Origin of the sequence: Barnesiella sp. B2-R-119 (assembly GCF_023656675.1) — a bacterium.
Classification (GTDB): Bacteria; Bacteroidota; Bacteroidia; order Bacteroidales; family Barnesiellaceae; genus Barnesiella; species Barnesiella intestinihominis.
Window position 1 is genome coordinate 193,444 of the sequence record NZ_JAMOKL010000005.1, and the last position, 24,820, is coordinate 218,263.

General features: G+C 46.2%; 12 protein-coding genes. All 12 read right to left on the minus strand.

From position 1 onward, the window contains the following. Window position 1: 1 nt before the first annotated feature. Window positions 2–1,459 carry a glycosyltransferase family 2 protein gene (locus tag NBH06_RS11070; protein WP_250794337.1) on the minus strand — a complete coding sequence of 486 codons (1,458 nt, stop codon included), beginning with the start codon at window positions 1,457–1,459 and terminating at the stop codon, window positions 2–4. Between the two features lie 8 nt (window positions 1,460–1,467). Continuing rightward, a complete protein-coding gene (locus NBH06_RS11075) occupies window positions 1,468–3,336 on the minus strand; it encodes an outer membrane protein assembly factor BamB family protein (RefSeq protein ID WP_250794338.1) in 1,869 nt (622 codons plus the stop codon). 3 nt (window positions 3,337–3,339) lie between these two features. Next, the gene (locus NBH06_RS11080) at window positions 3,340–6,324 is read right to left on the minus strand and encodes a golvesin C-terminal-like domain-containing protein (RefSeq protein WP_250794339.1); all 2,985 of its coding nucleotides are present in this window, start codon (window positions 6,322–6,324) and stop codon (window positions 3,340–3,342) included. A 273-nt stretch (window positions 6,325–6,597) separates the two neighbouring features. Then, on the minus strand, window positions 6,598–7,437 hold the full coding sequence (locus tag NBH06_RS11085) for a hypothetical protein (protein WP_008861345.1): 840 nt from the start codon (window positions 7,435–7,437) through the stop codon (window positions 6,598–6,600). A gap of 347 nt (window positions 7,438–7,784) precedes the next feature. Beyond that, on the minus strand, window positions 7,785–10,169 hold the full coding sequence (locus NBH06_RS11090; protein WP_250794340.1) for an Ig-like domain-containing protein: 2,385 nt from the start codon (window positions 10,167–10,169) through the stop codon (window positions 7,785–7,787). 10 nt (window positions 10,170–10,179) lie between these two features. Beyond that, window positions 10,180–11,091, minus strand: a complete 912-nt coding sequence (locus tag NBH06_RS11095; protein WP_021891819.1) for a TolB family protein — start codon at window positions 11,089–11,091, stop codon at window positions 10,180–10,182. Between the two features lie 18 nt (window positions 11,092–11,109). Next, window positions 11,110–13,593 (minus strand): phosphodiester glycosidase family protein, encoded by a 2,484-nt coding sequence (locus NBH06_RS11100; protein ID WP_250794342.1) that lies wholly within the window; start codon window positions 13,591–13,593, stop codon window positions 11,110–11,112. Window positions 13,594–13,612: 19 nt separating this feature from the next. After that, entirely contained in the window at window positions 13,613–16,075 is a 2,463-nt protein-coding gene (locus tag NBH06_RS11105) for a phosphodiester glycosidase family protein (RefSeq protein WP_250794344.1), read from the minus strand. A gap of 21 nt (window positions 16,076–16,096) precedes the next feature. Continuing rightward, entirely contained in the window at window positions 16,097–18,535 is a 2,439-nt protein-coding gene (locus tag NBH06_RS11110; protein ID WP_250794346.1) for a phosphodiester glycosidase family protein, read from the minus strand. A 265-nt stretch (window positions 18,536–18,800) separates the two neighbouring features. Then, window positions 18,801–20,258, minus strand: coding sequence for a hypothetical protein (locus NBH06_RS11115; protein ID WP_250794348.1), 1,458 nt, complete (start codon window positions 20,256–20,258; stop codon window positions 18,801–18,803). A gap of 68 nt (window positions 20,259–20,326) precedes the next feature. Beyond that, window positions 20,327–23,086: a family 10 glycosylhydrolase gene (locus tag NBH06_RS11120; RefSeq protein ID WP_250794350.1), complete on the minus strand. Its 2,760-nt coding sequence runs from the start codon at window positions 23,084–23,086 to the stop codon at window positions 20,327–20,329. A gap of 69 nt (window positions 23,087–23,155) precedes the next feature. After that, on the minus strand, window positions 23,156–24,808 hold the full coding sequence (locus tag NBH06_RS13565) for a PKD domain-containing protein (protein ID WP_284703193.1): 1,653 nt from the start codon (window positions 24,806–24,808) through the stop codon (window positions 23,156–23,158). Between the last annotated feature and the right edge of the window lie 12 nt (window positions 24,809–24,820).

Consider the following 24,820-nt stretch of genomic DNA (forward strand, 5'->3'; position numbering starts at 1 on the left):
ATTATTTTTTGTTCATGGCGATGCGGGCTTGTAATTCCCATGTGCGAATACGATCTTTATATAAATTGTTGGCGTTCATCTTTTCGATACTCAGTGAAGCGTCGGAGTTGTCGTCCCAACGGCGACACAAATAAACTACTTCGTAAACGCGCCCTATTTGGTAATGGCGCGAGATGTTCAAACCGAGGGCATAGTCTTCGCCATAACTCGTATTGGGAACCTTCACTTGACGGAGCAGTGGCGTGTAGAAGGCTCTGGGTGCGCCTAATCCGTTAATGCGGAGCGCGTTGTTCCTTCCGTTCTCGGGTGTCCACTCTTTGTGGTCGATGATACCCGGAGCAATCATGTTCATATTGAAATCGGTCATCATGTAAGTTCCTACGACCATACCGCAGTTTTGGGCATAGAATGCATCGATCATGGTTTGCAGGGTATTTTCGTTGTTATATACATCGTCGCTGTCTAACTGCACGGCAAATTTCCCGCATTTGGAATGATGTACGCCCATGTTCCAGCAACCGCCTATACCTAAGTCTTTTCGTTCGGGAATAAGGTGGATTACTCTTTCGTCGCCGGCAAAGTTGTCGATAGCCTCCGAGGTTCCATCGGTCGAGTGGTTGTCGATAATAATCAGATTGAATTTGAAGTTCGTTTTTTGTTTCAAGACCGAGTCGATGGCATCGGCAATGGTGCGTACACGGTTCCGTACGGGAATGATTACCGACGCCTCGTATTCGAAATTATCGGCGTTGAATTCGATCTTTTCGAATACCGGTTCGAGATAACCGCCTATTTCTTTTAAATGTTCAGTACATGCGGCTTCCATTTCTATTTGTACACCCCGGTTTTTGGGATTTACATAATCGAATATTTTCTCTCCGCTTTTTCGGGTATCGTTTTCGACTTCGGAGTAGAGATATTCGTTAATGTGTACTAACGATGTTTTTTGAGATAATTTCAGACGGAGGTCGTATAATCCGGCAAATTGGAAATCGGTTTTCATGCGGGCAACTGCATCTTTGAGTGCTTCGGCGTTGAATAACAGCAGGGAACCGAAATTAAAATCGTCTCGCAAACTGCCGAACTGATAGTCGATGACCGGGGCTTTCTTCTGTTCTCCGTCGATTACATGGTAGGAATCGGCATATACCATACCGGCTTGGCTGTCTTCGGCGATGTGAACCATACGTTCGAGTGCGAAGTATCCTAACTCTAATGTGGTGTGTTTCGTATAAAGCAATGTGAAATCGGCATCGCTGTACGCTGCCAAAAGTTTCATAGTGGTCGAGGCATTGAGCGACGAAATGTCCAATATTTCACAACCTTCTATTTGCTCTTTGCTTTTTTCCGAAGATAGCAAATATATGTTCTTCACATACTCGCAGTTGCGTAATCCTTTGATGGTTTCGGTAACTTGAACTTTACCAGAAAAAGGTATGAAACAGTTTATTGTTTTCATAGGGAAAATTATTTGTGTTTGTTTATTTTATAATCGATTACCAACAATCCTATTTCACCGCCGGTGGCAGTAAACAGGCATTTGTTTTTAGAAAGCGGTACGAGTGTACTGATGAGCGAATTACCCACTTTGTGTTTCCAGAGTACTTTGCCTGTGTGGGCATCCAACCCGAACATTAATCCGTTTTTGGTACTGCCGAAAACAACACCCTCTTTTTCAACCGGCATGGACGGGGCGTGCTCATATCCGAATCCGACATTCGAGGCCCATATTTTTTCAGGGAAGTCCGTAGTGGCAGAGTAACATACGACACTGCCGTTCATGGTTTTACTGTAAATTCTCCGTTTGTCTTCCGACAGGCCGACGGTCTCACGTACCATCGATTCTTTGGTTCTCCATACGGTTTTTCCGGTAGAAGCATCGATAGCTGTCAATGCTCTTTCGGGGTCGGCGATAAAGACTTTTCCATTTGCCGCCACGGGCCAAACGGCCGCTGCCGAATAGAATCTACCCGGTTTCCCTTCGTGCCATTTCCAAACTTCTTTTCCTGTTTTCTTATCGAGGGCATAGAGGTTTTTATCCCATGCTCCGAATATCACGAGATTGTCGTAAACGAGGGGTTTGGTTTCTATGTAGCCTTCTACGCCGTCGTAACTCCAAACGACAGTTCCCGATTTAATGTCGATTGCGCGAAATTTGTGGTCGCTGCCTCCGATGTAGGCGATTCCGTTTCGTATGGTAACTGCTCCCAATACGGGTGCTTCGGTGTTTATTTCCCACAACAGTCGGCCGTCGGATGCATTCAGACCGTATATATTCATGTCGGCAGAGCCGAATACGACGACGTTTTTATCGGCGGCAGGTGTCCCTATGATACGCATATCCGATTTGAAACTCCACAGTTTTCGGCCGTCGGTGGCCGAATAACAGGAAATGACCCCGGAGTCATCGCCTACGTAAACTTTTTTATCCCAATAGGCAGGTGAGGAGAATATTTCATATCCGCTTCTGACGAGCCATTGCTCCGAAACTTGCGGGAACTCTTTGTTAACCGAGTAATCAGGACGAGGATAACCGGCATTGTTTTTGGGATAATTCATTCCGGTCATGGAGTATGCTCCTTTACGGGTAGGAACATTACCTATTTTATGCTCGTAAATGAAAATAGAATCAGGGGTGACTTCACACAGAGAGTATCCGCCTGTTTTCTCTTTGGCTCGTAGGTTCGACCGGCACAGAATACCGGGGATACCATCGTATTCCAGTTGCATATATTTGTGGTAATGTCCGCCCATGACGATGCGGATATTGTAGGGGCGTATGGCATCGGTTACGTCGTACCAGTTATCTACATCGCCCGGTTGTAGGGGGTAGTGAGTGATAAAGATTACGGGTTTTTCGTTACCGGCTTTATCCAATTCCGTTTTGATCCAGTCGATGTCCTGAGGCGCCACGTGACCGTCGGCCATTCGTATGATAGGGCCTGAATTTACTCCCATGAATAAGATACCGTCATGTTCGAATTTGAATCTTTCGCTTCCGAATACCCTTGCGAAATCGGTTACTCCCGATTCACTCCATTTCGTTTCATGATTACCGGGAATGATATGGTATTCGACATTCAGTCGGTCGAGTAGCGATTTGACCACTTCCATCGATTTGCGATCTCCTATATTGGTGATGTCGCCCGATACAATGGCAAATTCAATGCCCGGAGTATCGTTGATTTGGTTTACCGACCGGGCTAAATCGTTGTAAGGGATAGAATCTCCGGCGGTAATGTGTATATCGGTGAGAAATGCGAATTTGAAGTTTGCGGCTCTACTACCGATAATGACAAGCAATAAAAGCGAGAGAGAAAGATAAATTCTTTTCATAACTTATTGATGGGTTATTGTTTGGTCGAAAGATGATAGAATGGCATTCATCAGCTCATTCCTTTGTTTTTCCGTTTTGATGGTTTCGAACGGGTATCCTAAAATGCATGTGTTATAACGCTGTCCCCGATAGAAGATTCCGGCACCGATGTTGTTTTCCCCGTATCGTTGTATGGTATAACTTCCTTTTCCAAAAGGTTCTATCCCGTCGGGCGATTCTACCGCATAACAATTTTCGTTGAGCGTATTGTGGTATTCGACATGGAGTGTGTCGAATGCAGGGAACGGCGAAGCTGCGGGTTTCACTTGTCCGCTGACCGAGGCTTGTCCTGTTCTCCAAGTATAGTGCAAGATTTCATTGGCAAATCGTTTGTCGGTTTCATTCACATCTTCGTTGTCCCATAAATCGGTAGCGACGTAGGCTCCTGAGACGAAGATGTTTCCTCCGTTTTCACAATAGTCGGCAATGATCGTTTGCAGGGATTCGGGGAATGTTTTAAATGCTCTGTCGGTGACGCCTCTACCTATTTTCACTTGTTTTTCTTTTCCGAGAATGAGGTCAACGATACGATAATCGTTCAAGGCGACGAGTTTGTCAGTCGCGGCTTCGTCGCTTGCCGATAGGAAAGAATATCCGGCATTCGTTATGGCTCGGCCGTGTATATACGGATAGTCGAATGTGTTCCCGGCGATGATGCGGGTTTCATAGTCGGCACGACTGGCTCCAAATCCGGGAGCATCATCGTCTATCCACGGGATATTTCGTCGAAACTCATATTGTTCGCCGATGAAACTGATGTCGTAGAGATAAGGCACTCCGAAGTCCTTGCGTGTGTCGAAGCCTGCCATGAGGGTGTCTATTTCGAAACTGTCGGGTGCACTTATCCGGTCGAATCCGTTAATAACCATGACCGTGCCTTTTTCTTGCGAGCAGCGACAAAGCGACACCGTTTCGGAGGGGAAACTTTCTCCTCCCGAATTTACGGCTGTGACTTTGAAGCTATAAATCGAATCGGGTATTATACTTTTCGTGTATGAAGTGTCCGATACGAGTGTGCCACTGTCGAACGCTCCGTTTCCGATTCGGGTGTAGACGATATATTTTTCGGGAGTGGCTGTCGGTTCCAACGGATCTTCGACGGCACGCCATGTCAGTTTTATTTCGTGCGTCCCGATGAACTCCGTTCTCAGATGATTTACCGGCAAGGGTTGTACCTGATATTCATAGTCGTTTTGTTCGGCGATAAATTTTAGAATACCCTTGTATATGGCTCTGGAAACCAAAAATCTGAATCGTGGGTCGAGCCCGTAACGCATGTCGGCGAAATTTTGGTGAGACAGCAATTCGAGGAGCATGGTAGGGACTTCGGGTACACGGGCTTCGAAATAGGATTTGTTCCACATGCCTCGGCGGTTCCACTCCGGTTCATAAGTCTCTCGTATGTCGTCGGCGATTTGTGTCAATACGACATCGGTGAGATAACGAGAAACTTGTCTGGGAGTATTTTTCCCATAGGTCTTTCTCCCTTTTCCGGTAAAATAAATTCCTAAGCTCCCGATTATCGAGTCGTTTTTGGTTGTGCCCGCATCGGAATGGAAAGCGAAAGCGAGGTCTAAGGGAACGTTCAATCCTGAACTGTCGGGCAGTATGTCCGAACCTCCTGCCAGATAATTGACCCATTCTCCCCGGCATTTGTAATCGTCGGTATAGTCGTTTTTCCCTTGACTGGGGGAATAGACTTTTTCGGGGAATCCCGCCCATTGTAGCCAATAGCGGGCGGCTTCGGTGAAACGGGGATAACCGCTTGTCGTATAGGAATAGTTTATAGATGAATTTCCCGGATTCTCGTCGATGTGCGAATTGTCTACTCGTCGGGCGATATTGCCATATCCGCCTCCTATTTTCACCGCATCTGCCGTGACTGTTTTTCCATTTTTTCGGGAAAGATTGCTGAGTTCTACATGGGCGTTTTCACCTTTGGCGAAATCGAAATGTCCTAAATATATCCATGTGCCGCCGCCCATACTTTGATTGACTTTGAATTGTGTTTTTCCGCCTTTGTGATATACGGTGTATAAAGCATCGTTAGTGCTGTTTTTGACTGTGCGGTAGGCGATATAAACTGCATATTTCCCGGTTTGGGGTATCGGAGCATACCAATGGGCCTGTATCTCTTTCCGAGGATCGGTTGTGGTTTTTGTTTGTCTGAAACTTCCGTCGTCGAACGGGTTTCGAGTGCCGGTATAGACCGAGACTGTATGGGCGAATCCTGTGCCGCCGTTCTCCCATTTTACCTTTTCGGTTCCTGTTTCGAAATAAGTATCGGCATTGTCGTTGTCTGCAATGAGTTCGTGCCGGTTCGTATCTCGTTCACGAGGAGAAAATACATAGGCTCCTGCATTTTGAAGCATGGGGGTTAGGAACGGCATGACGAAACTTTGGGTGTACAGATCCTCCACGGTTTCGAAAATCCGGGCACGTTGCCATTCCCATCGGTTCAAGGATTGTTCGAAATAGTATCCATGACTTTGCCATAGAGCGATATGTCTGTTGAGTAAACCTTTTGTAGGAAGGTAGTGACATTTTATCGGGCTGACGATCGGCCGCTCGCAATGAATTTCGAATCTTTTGCGATTGTCGGCGAAAGGAATCAATTCGCTTATTTCATATCCATCGGTGAGAATGAAAAGTTTTTTCTTTTTCAGGTCCGGGGGTAAAATAGAACGTATGGTGTCATAGGCTCGTTTAACGAGTTCCTTTCTGAATGGAAGATAAGAAAATTCATCGTTCATTTGAACGACAAGTTTGTTCCCCTTTTCTAAAAGAAGCGTATCTAATTTTATTTCACCGATGGCTAAGTGTTCGGGTCTTAGAGAAACAAGCGCTTCTTCGACAGTCGTTCTTAGGTCGCTATGCGTTTGTGAATGGATTGATAGTGAGCCTAATAAGAAAATTATAAATGATAAAATATATCGGTTCTCTTTCATGTTTTTCGAATGGATAAACTTCGGTTCCTGTTTTTTTTGTCAATCTATTTCTCTTTGTTAGAACTTTTTACAGCGTTATTTTAGGTGCTAAAAGTTCATGAGTAGATACCTTTCTACTATGGTTCATACAAATATAATATATGTTTTTGATTCGAGAACATATATTTAGTATTTTTTAATATGAATTCATCTCTCTTTTTTACAAGAAAAAAATATGCAGAATCTGTCGATACGATCCTGCATATGAGTATAAATCGAAATAATGAGATATCTTTACCCGTAGATCGAGTGATATTCGATGAGTCCCTGCATAGGGCTTTTTTCTGTTTTTTCTATATTCAATCCGAAATCCTTAGCTACCAAATCGAGAATATCGGCGTAGGTATAGGCCAAATTACCCATGAAATAAACCGGATATGATTTATAGTCATATTGGATAATGTTTCTCTGGAAGAATCTCATCAATTCTTCATAGACTAAATTGAAAGCATATTTGTTGTCCAGATGGTCTTTCAAGAAATAGGAGAAAGTAGAAAGCGAACGGTTGGGGAAAGGGTGGTTATATATGGAGTCCATAATCTCGTCCGGAGTAACTTTGAATTTTTCATGAAAAGCATCGCAGAGATCCTTTGGAGTAAGGTTCTTTAAGTAGTCACTTAAAAAACGTCGTCCCATAGCAGCCCCACTGCCTTCGTCTCCTAAGATATATCCGGCGGAACGTACGTTTTTAATGATACGTTCTCCGTCGTATAGGCAAGAATTCGAACCGGTCCCCAAGATACAGGCTATTCCCGGTTTGTCGATTAGCAAACCTCTGGCGGCAGCCAATAAATCGCTTTCTGCCGAAATGGGTGTTTTGAACTGTGCTACTAACGAGGCTTCGAGAATGTTTTTCTTATCCAGATTGGCACATCCGGCGCCATAAAAATAGACCCGTTCCCATCGTTTCTTAAAAAAAGTTTCCGGTAAATTGAGACGGATACTGTGGCTTATTTCCCTTCTCGTTTGGAAAAAGGGATTTATTCCTTCCGTAAAACTTCTTTCCAAAACATTTTTTCCATCGACGAGAACCCATTCTGTTGTCGTGGAACCACTTTCTGCTATAACTTTCATAAATAAAAAATCTTGATAGATGTGCTTTCTGGCATCATTCAACTCTTTATAAAGATAAAACAAACGGCCGTGATGAAAATTAATTTTCGTATCGGCGAGTGTCGTTTATCTTTTATGAGAATAGTGCCGTTCGAAAGTAGAAACAATGTTAGCATCGATTTTACTGAGGCACAACCTATTTCTGCATCTTATGCAAAGATAAAATATCTTTCTTCATTTTCCAAATAGAATACTTATTTTACTGTAAAGTATCAAAATTCTGTTAAAAATAGTACGATAAAAATACGGACGGTAAAGTACAAAGCAGATCGTTTATACTTTATCGCCCGTATATTCTTAATCCTTTGTCAATGTACAATCAAAACCGGATAACAGAACTCTTTTCCTTCGGTCTGTATTTTCAACAAGTACGTTCCCGAGGGAATGTTCGAGGTATCTATCGTTGTTTCTGAACCGGTAGCGATACAGCTTCCCGATAGGCTGTACAGGGTCCACCGTTGTACGGAGGTGTCAGACTGAATTTTTAGTATATCGGAAGCCGGATTCGGATAAACATTTATGGCTTTCGATGTAGCGATAAAGTGAATGTCCGAGGAGGTATATACCAGCATATTGTCTAAGAAGAAACTACCCGATTCGGAGAAGAACGGTTTTGTTCTCGTTATCTTTATACCGCTTATGCGATAGTCCTTTCCCGGATTCAGCTGGTCCAAACGGGTTTCCCGGAATTGCCAGCCTCTGAAATCGACATTCGTCAATAAAATCTCTTGTGTATCGTTTCCAGAGGATAGTTGCAGCCATATTTCGTCGCAAGAAAGATCGCCGTAAATGTGCATACCGATAGTTTGGGTATTGTCGACCACAGTGGAACTTCCGAATGTATCGTCTGTCGTGAATACAACGTGAGCTTCGTCTGCATTGAATGTGTATGTGAAATTGTAAGATGCGCTACCGAACAGTTTTTGAGCGGTAGAGCGAATCGCTTTTGCAGTGGTTGTCCCGATACTTTGGGTTGCATCGAATGTAATCATGTCGGGAGTTTCGAATTCCTCGACGGCTGTTTCGGAGCGGCTTACATCTCCGGCGGTAAAATTGATTTCGATGGGGTCTACGATCGCTATATTTTCCACATCGTGCAACGAGGCATCTATTTTCAATTTATAATTTTGTCCTTGTTTCAAATCGGCAGCTGTGGTAAAATAATAGTTCCCGTAGGAGTCTCCTAACTGGTTGTATTTGGCAGAACGCAAGTTGATGCTGACATCGTTTCCTTCACTATCCTGTAATTTGATGAGGTCTCGAATATTGACAGGGTCGAGAACATTATCGAATCTTACTTCGATCGTCGGTTTCGGATAGTGTAGTACCGCTCCTTCCGAGGGGCTGGCTGCCAATAGTTTCAATTGGTTTCTTCCCTGCGTTAAGAACGTGAAGGAAAAATCTTCGGCCATAGACATATTACCCGGGTGTTTTGCACTTTTATCGAGTTTTACGGTATATAGGGTAGCTACCTCGTAAGGACGAGTGGGGGTAAATACCATTCGGTACTGTGAATCTTCGAATGTAATGTTCCCTTCTACCGGCGGGTCGATCGAGAAAGCCTTTTGTACAGATTCCGTGTCCATATCCCAATTGAAATTCAAGACAATGGGAGTCGTACAGTTGATACTGTCTGTTTCGTTTTCCATGACAGGGCTGTAAGAGATGACTTCTGGTGCTGTATTTCTCACTCTGTCCATAGCCACATTGGCATAGCTTATTGTATTGGCTGTCACTGTTACATCGATTGTCCGATTGTAATGGTCTTCCGCTGCGATTTTTAGCTGGTAATTACCCGGAGCGAGGTTTTTAAACATGTATACGCCGTTGTATAGGTTATCCGTCGTATAGGTGATATTGTTCGGCAACAGGGTTACTGTGGCTCCGCATAATGGCACTTGCTTGTCTCTTCCGTGTTGTACATACGATTCGGTACGGGTCATGCGACTATCATAAATAACACCGGCGATATTTCCCGTTGTGAATCCTTCTGTGTCGAAGTATTCCATGACAGCTTTGGTGAAATGCCATGCTTCCATCCATTTGTAGTCCATGTTGAGCAAACGATATGTTTCGGGCACATAGTCGTGATAAGAACCTTCTGAAAGAAACCCGGTGACGGTTAATTTTCGGAGGACTCCCAATCCTGCATTGTTCCAGTCGGGATAGAAGTCAAAATCGCCCACGACATACTCTTCCGTTTGAGTCCAATAGGTTACTTGGTTTTCGATAAGGTGCTTGAACAGTATCTTCGCCGCTACCTTGTCCTCGGGCTTTACCGGATTTTCGGTATATCCTCTGAACAACATCATCGGGAAATTATCCCGGCGGCTCGTGCCGGTCGCATTGCTGTGTATGGAGAAAAACAGGTCGGCCTCCCATTCGCTGGCTTCTCGCCCGATGGTTTCGAGTCCTCGGTCGTCTTCCGTCCGATTTAATACGCGAGACATCGCTACGGTAGCTCCTTGCTCTTGTAGCAGTTCTCTTAACATCAATCCTTTGTGCAGATTCGACGAGGATTCCCAAAAACCGAGTGTGTCGCCTTGTGCATACGGATATACGGCTACATTGCGGTCGTCCGAGTCATAACCGCCGTGACCCGGATTGATGTAAATTTTAAGTCCGGTCATATCTTTGGCTTGCAAGCCTAAACAGCCCAAGAAGGCAATGAGAATGATATAATATTTTTTCATGGCGATGAGGTTATTTCGTTACATTCAATTCCAACATAAAAAGTTTTCCTTCGACCGTGCTGTACACTATTCTGCCTGCTTCGGCCGAGGCCGACGGATTCATACCCATTTCGGACGGAGATGTCAAATCATGTACCTGTTTACTGTTGCAGTCTAACAATACGATTTTCGACGAAGTAAATTGGTGACCGTCGTCGGTCGCTTTCATGGCTGCAACGAAATCGTTGCCATACCACGTAGGGGATTCGTAGTCGCCCAATTCGGCAAGTATATTACCCTGCATATCGAGTACAACGGTTCCTACGCCTATGGCATAAGTCACGATTTTGGATCCGTCGGGCGATACGGCTGTCCACAAATAACTTTCCACTTTGTCGCCGTAAGGACGTAATATGCGGGTGCTTTTACCGTCGCACACGATTATTTTTCCCTCTTTGATGATGGAATAGACATAGTTCCCGCTTATTTGAGAGCCTGTACTTTTCATAAGTTTATTGTCGGCCACTACTTCCATACCGCCTGAGATGGCGACCGGACGTTTCAAATCGCGGGTTGGGGCGATAAGTTGTTTTTCGGCTTTCTCGATCAAGTTATATTCTTTCAAAGATCGGTGAACACGTCCGTTTATGATGCTTTGCGGCCGATAATACACCGTTGAACCGTCGGTGCTGAAAATCGGGTCGAACCCGGCTCCCTCGGCAGTAGTGATAATCTGGGTTTTCCCTGACGCAAAATCGTATGATTTTAAGCCGGAAAAATTTTCAGAGGTATATACGATTCGATTCCCGTCGGGACTAAGTATCGGATAGAAGGCCGATTGTCCGACCGAAGGGGTTATCTCGTAATGTTTGGTAACTTTTACATTCTGTCCCGATAGCGATGCGATACATGCTAGCAGGATTATGGTTAAATTTACTCTCATGGATTATAATGAATTAAGTTATTGAATAACGATTTTGCATACATGGGTCCCTAGCTCATTTTGCACGTTCACGATGTATACACCCGGCTGTTGGTCGCCGATGTTTACGATTCCTGTTTCGTCGAGTAGTTGTTCCAGTATCAATGCCCCCACTCGGTCGTATATGCGTATCGACGAACCGGGAACGATGTTCTCTCCCTGTAAGAAGAGGGTATTGCCCGTTATCGGATTCGGGTAGACGACCATGTTTTTGTCATCGGTCACCGTCTCGTCTATTCCGCTTTCTATGCCGTTATAGACCAGAGAGAACTCTTTGATATGTATCTTATAGGCTTGTCCGCTATTCGTTCCGGTCGTGTTGATATAGAATTTGATATAATTCAGAGAGACGGGAAATCCTCCTCTGTTGTTTTCTCCGGTGATGTCGGACAGAGGAATGCTGATGAGATAATCTTCATTGACTGTTATTCCTTCGTATTCGAGATACTGCTCTTTGTCGCCATTGGCTTTGCAGGCTATTTGTATTTTCGACACGGGTATCTCGCTATTGATTAGCATGCGCAAGGTATCGGGAATACTGTAAAGGGTAATCGCTTTGTCCATTTCTACGTATGGGAGTCGTCCGGTTTTGTAAGTGAATCCCAATATGGCCTGATTGTTCCCCGAAGGAGTAACGGTGGCATCGGTGATGGAGCTGATGGATTTTGTAGTCCAGCCGGAAAAATCGTCGGCCGGGATTTTGGGGGATTCCGGTATTTCGACGGTTACCTTCATGTTCCCGGAGAAGTTGCCTATGCTGCCGGTAATGTTCGTCGTCCCGTTTTTTATTCCGGTCAATATTCCGTTTTCAATTTTGCAGACAGCCGGGTCTTCGATACTCCAAGACAATGACGAAGGGTCGTATGTGAACGTGTTTTCGCCGATATGAGAAATGACTTCGAGAGAGTAGGGGTGAACCTTGTCGGCTATGATTTCACTGTTCTTCATGACGATATCCGCTTCTTTTACAGTTACCTTTATTTTTCCTGTCGCTGTTCCCGAAGTGACGTGAAGGTAACCCGAAGTCGCATTCGGCGAGGCATAGAATTTTTTTCCGTCCGAAGAAATGGTTCCTAACGAGGCATCGCAACTTAATGTAAATTCTTGCACATCGGTATCGATCAATACGCCGTATGAGTTGTATCCCAGAATAGTCGGCTCGAAACAAGAGTAGGAAGGAACTTCCAAATTGTAATTATCGAAAGCAAGGCTGTTCAACGTGTTGTCTTCGGGAGCGTTGGTGAAGATCATGAATCCGTTCGATACCGGACGTTCCTTTCCGTCGGCCGGGTTGTTGACGAGCTTGCCTCTCAACATCATCTGAGCCGATCCTCCGGCATCCATGTTGGCCACGTTCCAAGCTCCCGCTTGTTTCAGTATGTAACACATCGTCGCCGTGTTTGTCCCTACCGAAGTGCTCGACTTGTAATCGATAACGATCAGATAGAGTGTCTTTCCGTCTTGCGACATGCCTATGCCCGAGCGTGAATAGGTTTGTGAGTTATATGCTTCGTTTTCGTTTCGGGGAGTCAATTTCCCTTCCCTCATGACGAGAGCGTTACCGGTGAGCATTTGCTCGGCTATGGGAATCAGATTGTCAGTGCGGGTAGTAAGTTTTGTATTTATCTTTACTTTATCGCCGACATTCATTTGGTTTAGAAACTCTGCTCCTGTTCCGTTTCCCGAAAGAGCATATTCACCCTCTTCGAGTTCGGTTCCGCCTTTGCTTTGCACGATACGGGTTACGACGCATTCCACGTCCTTGTTAAGCCCCCACGATGCTCCCTCGATGGGCTTGATGAGTACATCGGTTCCGTCGATGTCGCTGGTCGTTTGTCCGGTAAAGTGGTTGTAAAGTACAATTTCGTTTTCATTGCGGATACGGTTCACTTCGGCGATGTCGAAACTTTTTTCATTAGCGGCGTTTATGACTTTCGCCTCGAAATTCATGTCGTCGATCCACATTTTTTTGTCTTGGTCGAGTACGACGAATCCTATCTCCTGCAATTTCTCTATTTCGTCTCCTCGTCCGGCTCGGTTCCAGCCATTCGGTTCAGTGGCTATTTCTCCGTTCACTATACAACCGCTGTGCGGTTGTCCCAGCAGGCGGTCGTCCATATTTTGTCCTGAAACAATCCAGAAGTTACCGTTTATCGATCCGATGGATTGATGTTCGGGAGTGGACAATCGGGTATATGCCGAGGTCATGGCCTCGGTACTTCCGGCATGGTTTTTCCCGATGAAAGCATCCACATCGTTATACGGATTGTTCAGATCGATAGTCATGGTATAGACGTCCAGTGGATATTCGGGCATGTGCATACGCACATATTGAACGCCCGGCCCTACCGTACGGCATTCCAGCGTGTCTACCTGTTTCTCCACGCCTGCGATGTTTATGGTTGCTTCGGCACTTAATCCGCATAGAGCAGATAAGGCGAAAACGAATAGTTCCTTTTTCATGATTTTGTGAATAAGTGATTTATTTGATAATCAGTTTGGCGACATCGCTTTTACCGTCTTTGTTGATGTTCAGCAGATAGTTGCCGGGTTGCAGGCTCGAAATGGGTATGGCTATGATTCCGCTTTCGCATTTCCCGTAATTTTTCGAGACGAGCAGTTTCCCGTTCAAGTCGTACACTTGTACCGATATTTCGGCCGGTTCTTCGATTTGCAGATATACGTCTGTCTCACCGGCTTTAACCGGATTAGGAAAAACTCGTAACGCGGATGCCAATGCAATGTTTGGGACGCTCAAAGTGACTTTGTCGTATACCAAATCGAAATTTTTGATGCGAATCTTATATTTTTGTCCTGCGGTCTGTGAGGAGGCATCCAAGAAAAATTTAAGATATTGGAACTGTACGGGGTAATTGCCGAGGTCTTCTTTATCGTCCAAGAAGTCGTTCATGGCGACTTCGTAGGTGAAGTCTTCGTTGGGGTTCACTGCGGGCCATTCCATGATTTGCGAGGTCGACATAAGTCCGCCTTTCATCGACATGGTTATTTTGGAACATTTGGTGTCGCCTGTGTTGAGCGTTATTCTGAATGTATCGGGGATACTGTAAAAGCTGAAAGTTTTAGCCATTTGTATGTAAGGCTGTCTGCCGCTTTTGTATGTGTATTCGAGGTTTGTTTCTCCATTCGCATGGGGTGTCAGAGCCACGTCGTTTATCGCCGAGATACTTGTGAGTTCCCAGCCGGAGGTGAACTGGTCGGCCTGTTGAATATGAGTTTGCGGTATTTCTACTTTTACCTTCAAAGAGCCGGTAAAATCATCGAGTTTTCCGGTTACAGTCGTTACGCCGTTTTTCAGACCCGATAAAACGCCGTTCGATATACCGCATATTTCCGGGTCGGCGACCTCCCATTGAGGGGTCGACGGATTCAGTACGAATTCTTTGTCGTCGATTGTAGCCGATATTTCGATGGGATACTCTTCGTATCCGTCCAAAATTACGGAGTCGAGACGCATGGCGAAATCGGTTTCTTGTATGGTTACATCTTTTGTCACCGATATGCCGTTGTAGGTTGCCGTGATGGTTCCGTGTCCCGGATTACCGTAAGCTACGAATGCATTGCTCTCGTCTATGTAACCTATTTCGGGGGAACAGGAAAGCGTATAATCCTTGAAGTCGGGGTTCACGATCAATCCGTATTGGTTGTATGCCGTCACTTGGGGGATAAACCGACAGTAGGAGGGAAGTATATAGTGAATTGGCTCGAATTCCAATCGGGCGGTAACATCGTCGATCGGCGCTTTTGAAATGACCAGTACGCCGTTACCGACAGCTCGTTCCTTATTATCGGAAGGTCGATTGACTATTTGTTGGTTGATAACCATTGCCGAGGATCCTCCGCCGTCGAGATTGACAGCATCGTATGCGCCTATGGCAAGGAACAGATCGCCTAATACACTGAGGGTTGCCCCTGCCGAGTATCCTGCCCGACGGCCGTCTACTACCATAAGATAGACTTTGGTTTTATCCTGCGAAATACCCATGCATGTTCTGGGGTGTTCTTCGTCCCATACGTCGGCCGGGACTCCGTTTTTCAATATGATGTGGTCGCTTCCGCCCATTTGTTCCTTGAAGTCGGTCAGCAAACCCGGAGTCGAGGCAAGATCTGTACCTAAAAAGACAGTCAGTTCGTCGCCGGCCGAGAGGCTTTTCAAAAAGGTTTCGGCTGTGCCTACTCCGTATAAGACCGCTCTTTGTTCGGGAATAGGCGATATGCCCGGATTGGCGAAAACCGAATCGACAACGCACACGATGTTTTTGTTCGCTCCGAAAAACAATTCGCCCTCTTTGGCATGCAGCATGACCTTCGTTCCGCCGGTGGTGGCGTGAGTTTCCGTACCGTAGGCGTTGGTGTATAGCAGCATGAAGTTTGGGGCGGTTTCTGTTTCCCATTCCAGACGTTGCATGTTTACGGCGTGTAACCGATGGCTGTTATCGCCGGAACGTACGGTTCCGGCGAAGTTTACACGGTCGATGTAAGGAACCCGATCGGGAGTGAGGACGAATGAGGCGCGCCCTACCGGATTCGTCACGCATTCGCCCCGACGGTATTGCCCGCTGCGGGGAATTCCTATTTCGATGGGATCTTGAAATTGATAGAAATCGCCGTTCGTCGCACCGAGGACTTCGTGCCCCGGACGGTTGTTGCGAGCCGACATGCTCGACGGAGTCTCCGTTGCGACGGCTTTGTCTCCGCTAAGGCAAGTCTCGATGTCTACGTATGGGTTGGTAAGGTCCACTTCCATGACATGGAATTTAAGCGGATAGGCGGGTATATCGTAAAAGGCATATTTCGTGCCGGGACCTATATCGTGCGAGTGTACGATGGTATCTACCGCATAGGTTTTGCCTCCGATGGTTATTCCCGAAGCGTAAATAAAGAGAGACAATACTCCGAAAAGAAGGAAGCTGAATATCTTTTTCATGACTTTTTTATATTGATTTTTTTACTTGACAATGATTTTCACGCTATCGGCGATGCCGTTACGATATATTTTCAGTAGGTAAGTCCCGCTCGCCAAATTACCTATCGGCAGGGTAATTTCTCCCGCCGGCGTTTGTCCCATTTCTACTCGGTTCAGAAGCTGCCCGCCGAGGTTGTACAATTCGCAGTTTACATCGGCATTTTGGGGTAAAACGAAATGTATTTGAGATTCGCCTGCTTCGACAGGGTTGGGGTAAACCCGCAGCAAGGAAGCTATTTCGGGATTCGATACGTTTACCGTGATACCGTCATAAATGAGCGAAAATTCTTTGAGTGCGATAGTATATGGGTTCCCTGCCGTTTGAGACGAACCGAGGATAAATAATTTCAGACTTTGGAATTTCACGGGATATAACGACATGTCGCGGTAGTTTTCGAAATATCCGTTCATGGGAATCGAGATAACATGGTCGGTATTTTGGGGTATATTTTCGAATTCGGTCAATGTGGAAGTACTCGATGCATTGTTTTTCATCGACAGTGCTATTTTACTCACTTGGGTCGCTCCGGTGTTGAGCGTGATTCGCATGGAGTCGGGGAGACTGTACAGGTAAATGTCTTTGGCGATTTGCAGATAGGGAGCGCGGCCTGAACTGAATGTATATCGCAATTCTGTTCCCTGTGCTGTCGGTACGATCGATATGTCTTTCAATGCTGAGTTGGTGATGTCCCATGACGAGGCATCCGAGAAATCGTCTATCGCTCTGTTGCGTCGGTCGGGAATTTGTACGGTTACCGATAGCGTGTCGGTAAAGTTGTCTTGGCGGCAATATATATCGGTCTTACCGTTCGCGATGCCCTTTAAAAGTCCCTCGGTGACGGTACATATCGTCGGGTCTTGAACGGTCCATGAAAATGCATCGGGAGAAATGAGCATACTCTCTCCGTTAACGATGGCTGTTACTTCGATGGGATATTCATAAAGCCCGTCGTTGATGACCGAATCGAGTCGAAGCGTAAGACCTTGCGGCTCGTTGATGACTATATCGATGGAGGTTTCTATGCCATTGTAAGTCGCATATAGTTTTCCTTTGCCGTCACCCGAAGCTACGAATGTGTCGGTTCCTTTTATATATCCCAGAGACTCGTCGCAACGCAATGTAACGCCTTGTAAATCGGTATCTATCAGATACCCGTATTGGTTGTATCCCATGAAATGGGGTGTGAATATGCCGTTTTTGGGGAGAGAGTAGTAGGCCGAAGTGCATAGGATTTCGGCCACGGTATTGTCGTCCGGGGCATTCGATACCACGAAGATACCGTTGCTGACAGCGCGTTCGTGTCCGTCGCTGGGGCTGTTCACTTGTCCGTATTTTTCGATATACATACCGCTTGATCCGCCGCCGTCGAGATTCATGGCATTGGTGGCTCCGGCGAATTTCATCATGTCGGCCATTTGTTTGGTCGTAGCGCCGTCGGAATATCCGCCTTGACGTCCGTCGACTACCAGCATGTACACTTTGCTACGGTCTGCCGAGTAACCGATTGCCGTTCTCGGGTGAAGCTCTGCCCAATCGGTTTCGAGAACTTCTCCGTTTTCCAATATTTTACGGTCCCCGCCTACCATGCAATTAATGTCGGGGTAACTGCCGTCTTCGAGTTGGAGCATTATTTTTATTTCCAGTTCGTCGCCGGGTTGCAAGGTTTGCAAAAAGTCGGCAGACGTTCCATGCCCCGATAATACGGCTCCGTTTTCGGCGATAGCCATGTTTCCGGCAGCCGAGCCTGTACCTGCCACTTTCAGCTTCACGGTCTTGTTCAGCCCCCATTTCTCTCCGTCTGCGAGACTTACCGGTATTTCATATCCGTAAGCATTGGTATGGGTATAATTCCCGACATAACGGTTGTAGAGTACTAATTGATCGGTACTTCGGCTTCCGTTTACGTTGTGTATGGTATATGTGGTTTCGTTATGGGTGAGTTCACCTGCATAAGTGACGAACGAGATGAAGCATTCGTCGTTTGTCGTGAAAGATGTTTGAGGGCCCGAAGATACGGGAACTTTCGCCAATTGGCCTTCTACCGCACATCCGTGTACCGGAGTTCCGATAGCTCCCGAAGTAGCGAAAAAGTCGGCATTCGTACCGGCGAAATAACGGCTGCCTTCTTTGCTTTTTCGGGCGGCCATGTTGGTAATGCCTTCGCACGTAACCAACGAATCCCGACCCAAGACCGATTGGAAAGAGAGATAAGGATTGGTAGCGTCGATTTCCAAATAAAAGGCTCTCATGTCTTTGGGACCATAGAAATGAATGGCGGTGTAATAGGTTCCGGGACCTACTTTGTAATGAGAGAGGGTATCGGCCGTGTAGGTGCTGCCACCGATGACTGCCGGGCCTTTGGCACTGAGCAGTATGGGTAAACAAGCAAAAATTGCGAAAAGTGTAAAAATCTTTTTCATAGGGGCAACCGTTTAATACAAAAGGATTGGTTTAGAAATGTTTTAATCGATACGGATAGAATGAATTTCAGCTTCTTTTTCAAATCTTATTCTCGAATCTCCCGTTTGTCGGAGTCTCATTTACTTTTGAGATACGATAGGCAGATTGAATATTTTTTGAACTTTTATATAGGGAAGGGTAAAGGGAAGGGCGATATATATATAACTTACATATACCGCCCTTCTTCTAAAAAATAGATTTTAAATGTCGCTCAGCGCGAAGGGCTTATTTCACAACGACTTTTTGAACTTTTTCAACACCGTCGATAATCGCTTTTACAATGTAAATGCCTTTGGCGGCAGGAGCGGCCATAGATTGTACACCGGCAGCTTCCATTACTTTTTGTCCGGCGAAGTTGTAAACGACAGCGTTTGCCATGCCAGAGAAATAAATGGCATCGCCGCTTACGAATATCTTCACGTTGTCGGCAGCTACGTTAGCGATACCCGATTCAGAGTCATTGTCATATCCGTCGGGAGTCATTTTGTAAACGGCAGCTCCGCTACCCGATGCGTAGACAGCGATATAAGCAGCTTCTTTACCGTTTTTGTCGGTTACTTTGGCGATACGGGGCAATGCGGTACGAACAGGGTTCGAAATATCGCCCATACCACCTTGCGGGAATGTCCAGTAATAAGTTGCACCGGCAAATGTAGGACCTTCGCCCATTTCGATAATGTTCCATGCTTGGGCAGGAGTCGTGGCCGTATTGGAAATTACGTATGCGCAGAAAGGTTTGTCGTTCAATGTAAATTCAGAGATACCGTTATTTCCTACGTTTTTGATAGCGCATTCCTCGGGAGCATCACCTACGCTTTCGATCAAAGAACCGCTCATGTCGTAGAGAGATGCTGCACTATTGAAACCGTCCAAATAGAAGTAGTCGTTATCGATGATTGAAACACGAGGTCCGGTTCCGTTGTCGACAGCTTCTGCGGGGTAATAGGATTTGATTTCGATAACTTTGAAATTATAGCCTTCATAGTCACCTGTTTGCCCGGCTAATTGTCCGTCTTTAATATCGCAACGAATCACATATTTCCCGCTGCTGACTGGGAACATGACGATAGCATCTTTCGTAACATCGCCTTTCACGGCAAAATAGTCGACACGATAGCCGTCGAGCAGACCATCTTTGTTGGCCAATTCCATTACTTTGGTGGGCTCTCCGCTCGTCATGTCGATTTTCCAAACGCCGATAGCTTCGCCGTTCAATGCAGTGGACATGTTGAATACAACTACGTTTCCGGCATCGTCTACCTGAATATCGTTGCAAAGGAATCCGGGCGTTTTTTGTTCTTCCATTGGTGTCTGTTGGAATGTCGTGTCGCCGGGAGCGTTTACGATAGTATCGATTTTGGTATAAGTGTAGGTGATTTTAAACTTTTCTGTGTCGAATTGAACATCGCGTTTCTTTTCTCCGGTTTTCAAATCGTAGATTTTGATACCCGTAAAAGTAGCTCTGTACGCAAACAACATTTCGTCTCCTTTAACTGTCATACCACGGGAAGCGCTGGCTCCACCTAACTGATCGGCTACTCCCATATTATTTCCGGTAGTGGCAGCTTTCATCCACAAATTTTCCAATGTGTATTCACCTGCTTTTTCATACGTCGCCGGATCTTGAGCGACCATCGATGTTGCCATACATGCAGCAACCATCCCAAGTAATAATCTTTTCATGATAAAAATAAATTAAATGAATAAATAAATGAAAAATTATATTGCATAACTCAATATATATCAAATTGTTAGTGTATCAATTTCAATATCTCTTTTTTCCCGTCGATGTGGACGATGACCACGTAGACTCCACGTACAAGCCCGCTCAATTCGATACGGTCTCCTGCTGCCGGATTTTCCATATCGGCAAAACGCCCGATAATTTGCCCGGATAAGTTAGCTACATCGACCGTTATGTGGCGTGCACCGTTTCCTACGACGAGAGCGGGATTCTCACCCTGTATGACATAACATTTACCTCTCTTTTCGAGAGTTTCCATACCTGAGGAATTTTTGAAAGTGAAGGATATTGTATCACAATATTCCGTTTCGCCTCCTACGTATTCCGAGCGGGCTCGCAGATACCATGTACCGTCGGTCAAGTTGTCGAATTCCGTTTCGTAAGTGAATGCGTTTACGGTCTGTCTTTTTACGTTTCGTATCGGGGTAAACTGGTCGTTGGTGTGTAATTCGATACGGAAGGTGCTGGCGAACGGTTCTTCTGCCCAGCGTACTTGTAAGGACGTGGCTTCGACCGTCGCTCCCTGCGTGGGATATAGAATGACCGGTATGGACGGCTCTTTCGATTCTGTCGTGAAATTCGTCGTTTTACTGATACTTTCTGTCGAGCCTGCGTATGCGGTTACGCGTGCGTAATATTTCGTATTTCCCACCAATACGCCTTCGGGGAGGGTAATGGAGTGTTCGCTATATCGTTGGTCGAGAACTTTACCCATAGAGCGGAAGTCGTCGTATTTGTTTATTTCGAGTCGGTATTCCGTAGCGTTTGGATATTCGGTCCAAGTGATAGAAGGCGTGACAGACACTTCGGTAGCTCCTTTGGTCGGAGATTCTATTTCGAACGGACCGGACTGGAATGCATATACGGAAGAGATGCCGTCCGAACAGTTGGCTTTTCGTGTACGAATCCGCCAGTAATAAGTCCCTTTTTCCAAGTCGGGCAGATAGCTCGAAGGGAAAGAAGTACCGGTAGTTTCCCGCGAGAGTATGAGGTCGGTGAATAAATCGTCGCGGGCAATGTCTATATAATAGGAAGCATCGGCGACACTGCTCCACGTGAACTCGTAGTTGCCTATGGCCGTACCGTTGTTTACCGGAGTGTTTAATGTCACGGCTTCGTTTGTACCTGCCGTGGCTCCCATGAACAAGGGTGCATACTCGTTTCCGTAACGGTCGACGATGGAAACAGCGTATGTATACCCCGTGCGATAAATTGTCGGTATGGAATAGTCGGTGCTGTATGAGAGCCCCAACAGATAGCGGGCATCCCGGCAAGCGGTCGTTTGTGCCGCATTTTCCGGTACGGCATATACGGCGTATCGCATACCCTCTGCTCCCGTCCATGATAATTGACCGTTAGTGAAAGCAATATTCGATACTAATCCGGGATCGGAGGTCGCTTTCCAGCTGATGGCCGGTATCAGAGCTGGGTATTTATAAACGTCCGACCGCAACAAGGAGAGCATTCCCGAAGTATGTGTTACCTTGCGCATGTTGTAGAATACGCTTCCCGGGGCTCCCGTTTCGTCATATGTGCGGTTTACTTTAATCTGATTGACCAGTTCGGAGCCTTTGAACGAAGCGGTTGCGCCATCGACGATGTATTCGTTTTCTTCGGCTGTTTTCCGTTCGATGGGAGAGAGCGCTTTGGAAGAAACTTTTTCTCCGTTTAGATCGAACGATAGCGTACCAGTTGTCGTTTTTCCGTATTTTGATGGCATTTTGGCCGAGCTCAAATCGGATGCCGAATGGCTCGAATAAAAATGACAACCGAATTGCCTTACGATTTGGCTCCACCATTCGGCGATAAGCGTGTAGTCGCTGCTCGATCCTATCGTCCAATAGATTTGCGGCGATATGTAATCGATAGAGTGTTCTTGTATCCATGCCATAGGATCGCAGAAGATATCGTCGTACGCCCAATCGGAACCTACCGGGGTAGGAGTAACGCCGTATCGCTCGGCTATCGTGGCATCGGTGCACCATACACCGGCGGGAGAGATACCGAATCGCACATAAGGTTTTTCCGATTGAATCATTCGGTAAACCTGAGCGATCAGTTTATTTACATTCTGACGCCGCCAATCGGCCCGGGAGAGGTTGTCGGGATTGGATTGCTGGTATAACTCGTCGTCCATGTCGTCGGTCGTCCCCGACATGTAGAAATAGTCATCGAAGACAACACCGTCGATGTCGTAGTTTTGTACGACTTCTTGAATAATGGCGGTGATATGGTCTCTCACTTCCGGCATTGCCGGATTCAAGATAGAACCGTCCGAATAGTCTAAGAGCCATTCCGGGTGAGATTCCCGATAATTTTGAGGCGTTCCGTCCCATTGGTGCAGTACGCTCTCATACCGGTAGGGGTTGAACCATGCGTGAATTTCGATACCCCGTTTGTGAGCCTCTTCGACAGCAAACAGCAAGGGGTCGTACCCCGGGTCCATTCCTCGTGTCGCTACGAGGTCGCTCGACCACGGTTCGTAAGAGGATTTATACATCGCATCGCAACGGCCGCGCACTTGGAAATAAACGGTATTGGCATTGGCTGCTTTTACCGAGTCGAGCAACATGATTAACTCGTCTTTTTGTTCTTGGATTTCTTGCGCATTTCCGGTGTTCGAGATAACGGTAGTTTTCGGCCACGTCAATCTCCATACGGTCGATAACCAGAACGCTCTGACCTCTTTTTTAGGAGTTTGAGCGACTGTCGGGATAGCTAACCAAAAGGTAAACAGTACGATTGCTATTTTTGCGATGTATTTCATATCTAATTAGTTAAGATATTTTTTCCCGCCGGTCGGTTAGACCGGCGGAAAATTATCAGGCTTTTGTTTTTAGAATAGGTTCGATAACTCGTTGTTCAGTGCTATACCGTAGACATTGACCCCCGATACGATAGTTTCCAGCTTTTTCGTCGTGGGATTCCAGCGTTTTACTCCCGATGTCTCCGAGCTGCCTTCTTCGGCACGGAGTCCGAAGTAAACCGAACCGTCGGAGCTGTCGAGTACCATTTGACAGACATCGACATATTCTCCTACGCTTCCTTCGCTGTCCGATTTGAAGCTCGCTACGAGATATTTGCTCTCGGCTTTCGTGTTGGTCTTTGTCGCGTCGTTGGCCGTAATATCTGTTAAAGGAACGGCATAGAGGCCTTTGTCTCGAATGACGGCATATAAAATTTGATTGGTGGCATCTATCACGAACGATTTCACGAATTCATCGGGGAAAATCGTAGCATAGGGAGGGTTGGTTCCTCGACTGATGTCCACAGGGCTGATATCGCTTTCTGCGAAACGGAAGATACCGCCTCCGCCGTATGTTTTGCCCCAATACCACAACCCGTCCACTTTGGCGAAGCAGGCATTCATTGCACCGTATTGCCACGGGTTACCGTAGTATTCGAGCCGATTGTTCTGAACGAAATAATCGTATTTGGCATCGCTGGTGCTGAGTGCCAAGTTACGTTCGTTGACACCGATGCGTCGGATACCTGTATTCCGGTCGGCGAAATAGATTTGTTCGTTGTCTATCCAACCGTAGAAAGGATCGTTGAAGGCGGCGTTACCGATGTTGGAGAGCACGGTTTCCATACTGCTCCCGTCTTTGGCTACCGCTGTGATTTTGCCGTCGCCCCGGGTTCCATCTTTATCGTTGACATACGAGAATTGAGTACCGCAGTCGAGCACGAATAGAACTTCATTATGGAACAGCATATTCAGAGGGTGAGCTCCCGCTTTTACGCCTAAGTCGAAGGGAGAGTTATTACTTCCCTCAGGAACATTATAATCCAGCTTATAGGCCATTACGTTTCCACTTTTTACCGCATAGTAGAGCGTTTTCGATGTATTGGGCGTACCTACTTGTACATTGGCTTTTACATCTTGGAGCGCACGTCCGCCGAGAGTGGTTTTCAACGTGATGGTTTGCGAACCTATGTTTTTGAAGACTAATCGGCCCGGATTTTCGCCGGTATAGGTATTACCTGTTATTTCCGGGTGATCGAGCAAGGTCGTTCCTTCGGGCAATACCCATGTGTATTCCGGTTCTTCCGATGCGGCCGGATTTCGTAAGGTCACTTCCAAAGTCACTTCGACGTCGTTGATGACACATATTCTATCATCTTCCGTTTTGGCGACGATCGTAGGTTTAATGTCGTTGATAAGCAAGGGACGAGTCGTATAATCGTCGCCTACGGTCAATTTTACCTCGTACTGTCCGGGTAAACTGTATGTATGGGTAGGATTAACGTCGGTCGAAGTTTCCCCGTCGCCGAAGTCCCAAGTACATGTACCCGAGATGGCCGATGTATTGGTAAACTGTATGGTGGAACCTACCAGATAGTCGAGTTCGTATCCTTCGTTCGTGATGTGGTAGGTAAACGCTACATCGTCACTGGGATATACATTGTAAGTGGGATCGTTTTCCACACAAGCAGATAACGAAGCCAACAAGACAACCGTCAAACTTATATTTCTTAATGCTTTCATTGTTCTTTCCGT

What these genes read in the sequence shown, in the direction of transcription:
- NBH06_RS11070 (WP_250794337.1), bottom strand. Translation starts at nt 1,459, where the DNA reads ATGAAAACAATAAACTGTTTCATACCTTTTTCTGGTAAAGTTCAAGTT.
- NBH06_RS11075 (WP_250794338.1), bottom strand. Translation starts at nt 3,336, where the DNA reads ATGAAAAGAATTTATCTTTCTCTCTCGCTTTTATTGCTTGTCATTATC.
- NBH06_RS11080 (WP_250794339.1), bottom strand. Translation starts at nt 6,324, where the DNA reads ATGAAAGAGAACCGATATATTTTATCATTTATAATTTTCTTATTAGGC.
- NBH06_RS11085 (WP_008861345.1), bottom strand. Translation starts at nt 7,437, where the DNA reads ATGAAAGTTATAGCAGAAAGTGGTTCCACGACAACAGAATGGGTTCTC.
- NBH06_RS11090 (WP_250794340.1), bottom strand. Translation starts at nt 10,169, where the DNA reads ATGAAAAAATATTATATCATTCTCATTGCCTTCTTGGGCTGTTTAGGC.
- NBH06_RS11095 (WP_021891819.1), bottom strand. Translation starts at nt 11,091, where the DNA reads ATGAGAGTAAATTTAACCATAATCCTGCTAGCATGTATCGCATCGCTA.
- NBH06_RS11100 (WP_250794342.1), bottom strand. Translation starts at nt 13,593, where the DNA reads ATGAAAAAGGAACTATTCGTTTTCGCCTTATCTGCTCTATGCGGATTA.
- NBH06_RS11105 (WP_250794344.1), bottom strand. Translation starts at nt 16,075, where the DNA reads ATGAAAAAGATATTCAGCTTCCTTCTTTTCGGAGTATTGTCTCTCTTT.
- NBH06_RS11110 (WP_250794346.1), bottom strand. Translation starts at nt 18,535, where the DNA reads ATGAAAAAGATTTTTACACTTTTCGCAATTTTTGCTTGTTTACCCATA.
- NBH06_RS11115 (WP_250794348.1), bottom strand. Translation starts at nt 20,258, where the DNA reads ATGAAAAGATTATTACTTGGGATGGTTGCTGCATGTATGGCAACATCG.
- NBH06_RS11120 (WP_250794350.1), bottom strand. Translation starts at nt 23,086, where the DNA reads ATGAAATACATCGCAAAAATAGCAATCGTACTGTTTACCTTTTGGTTA.
- NBH06_RS13565 (WP_284703193.1), bottom strand. Translation starts at nt 24,808, where the DNA reads ATGAAAGCATTAAGAAATATAAGTTTGACGGTTGTCTTGTTGGCTTCG.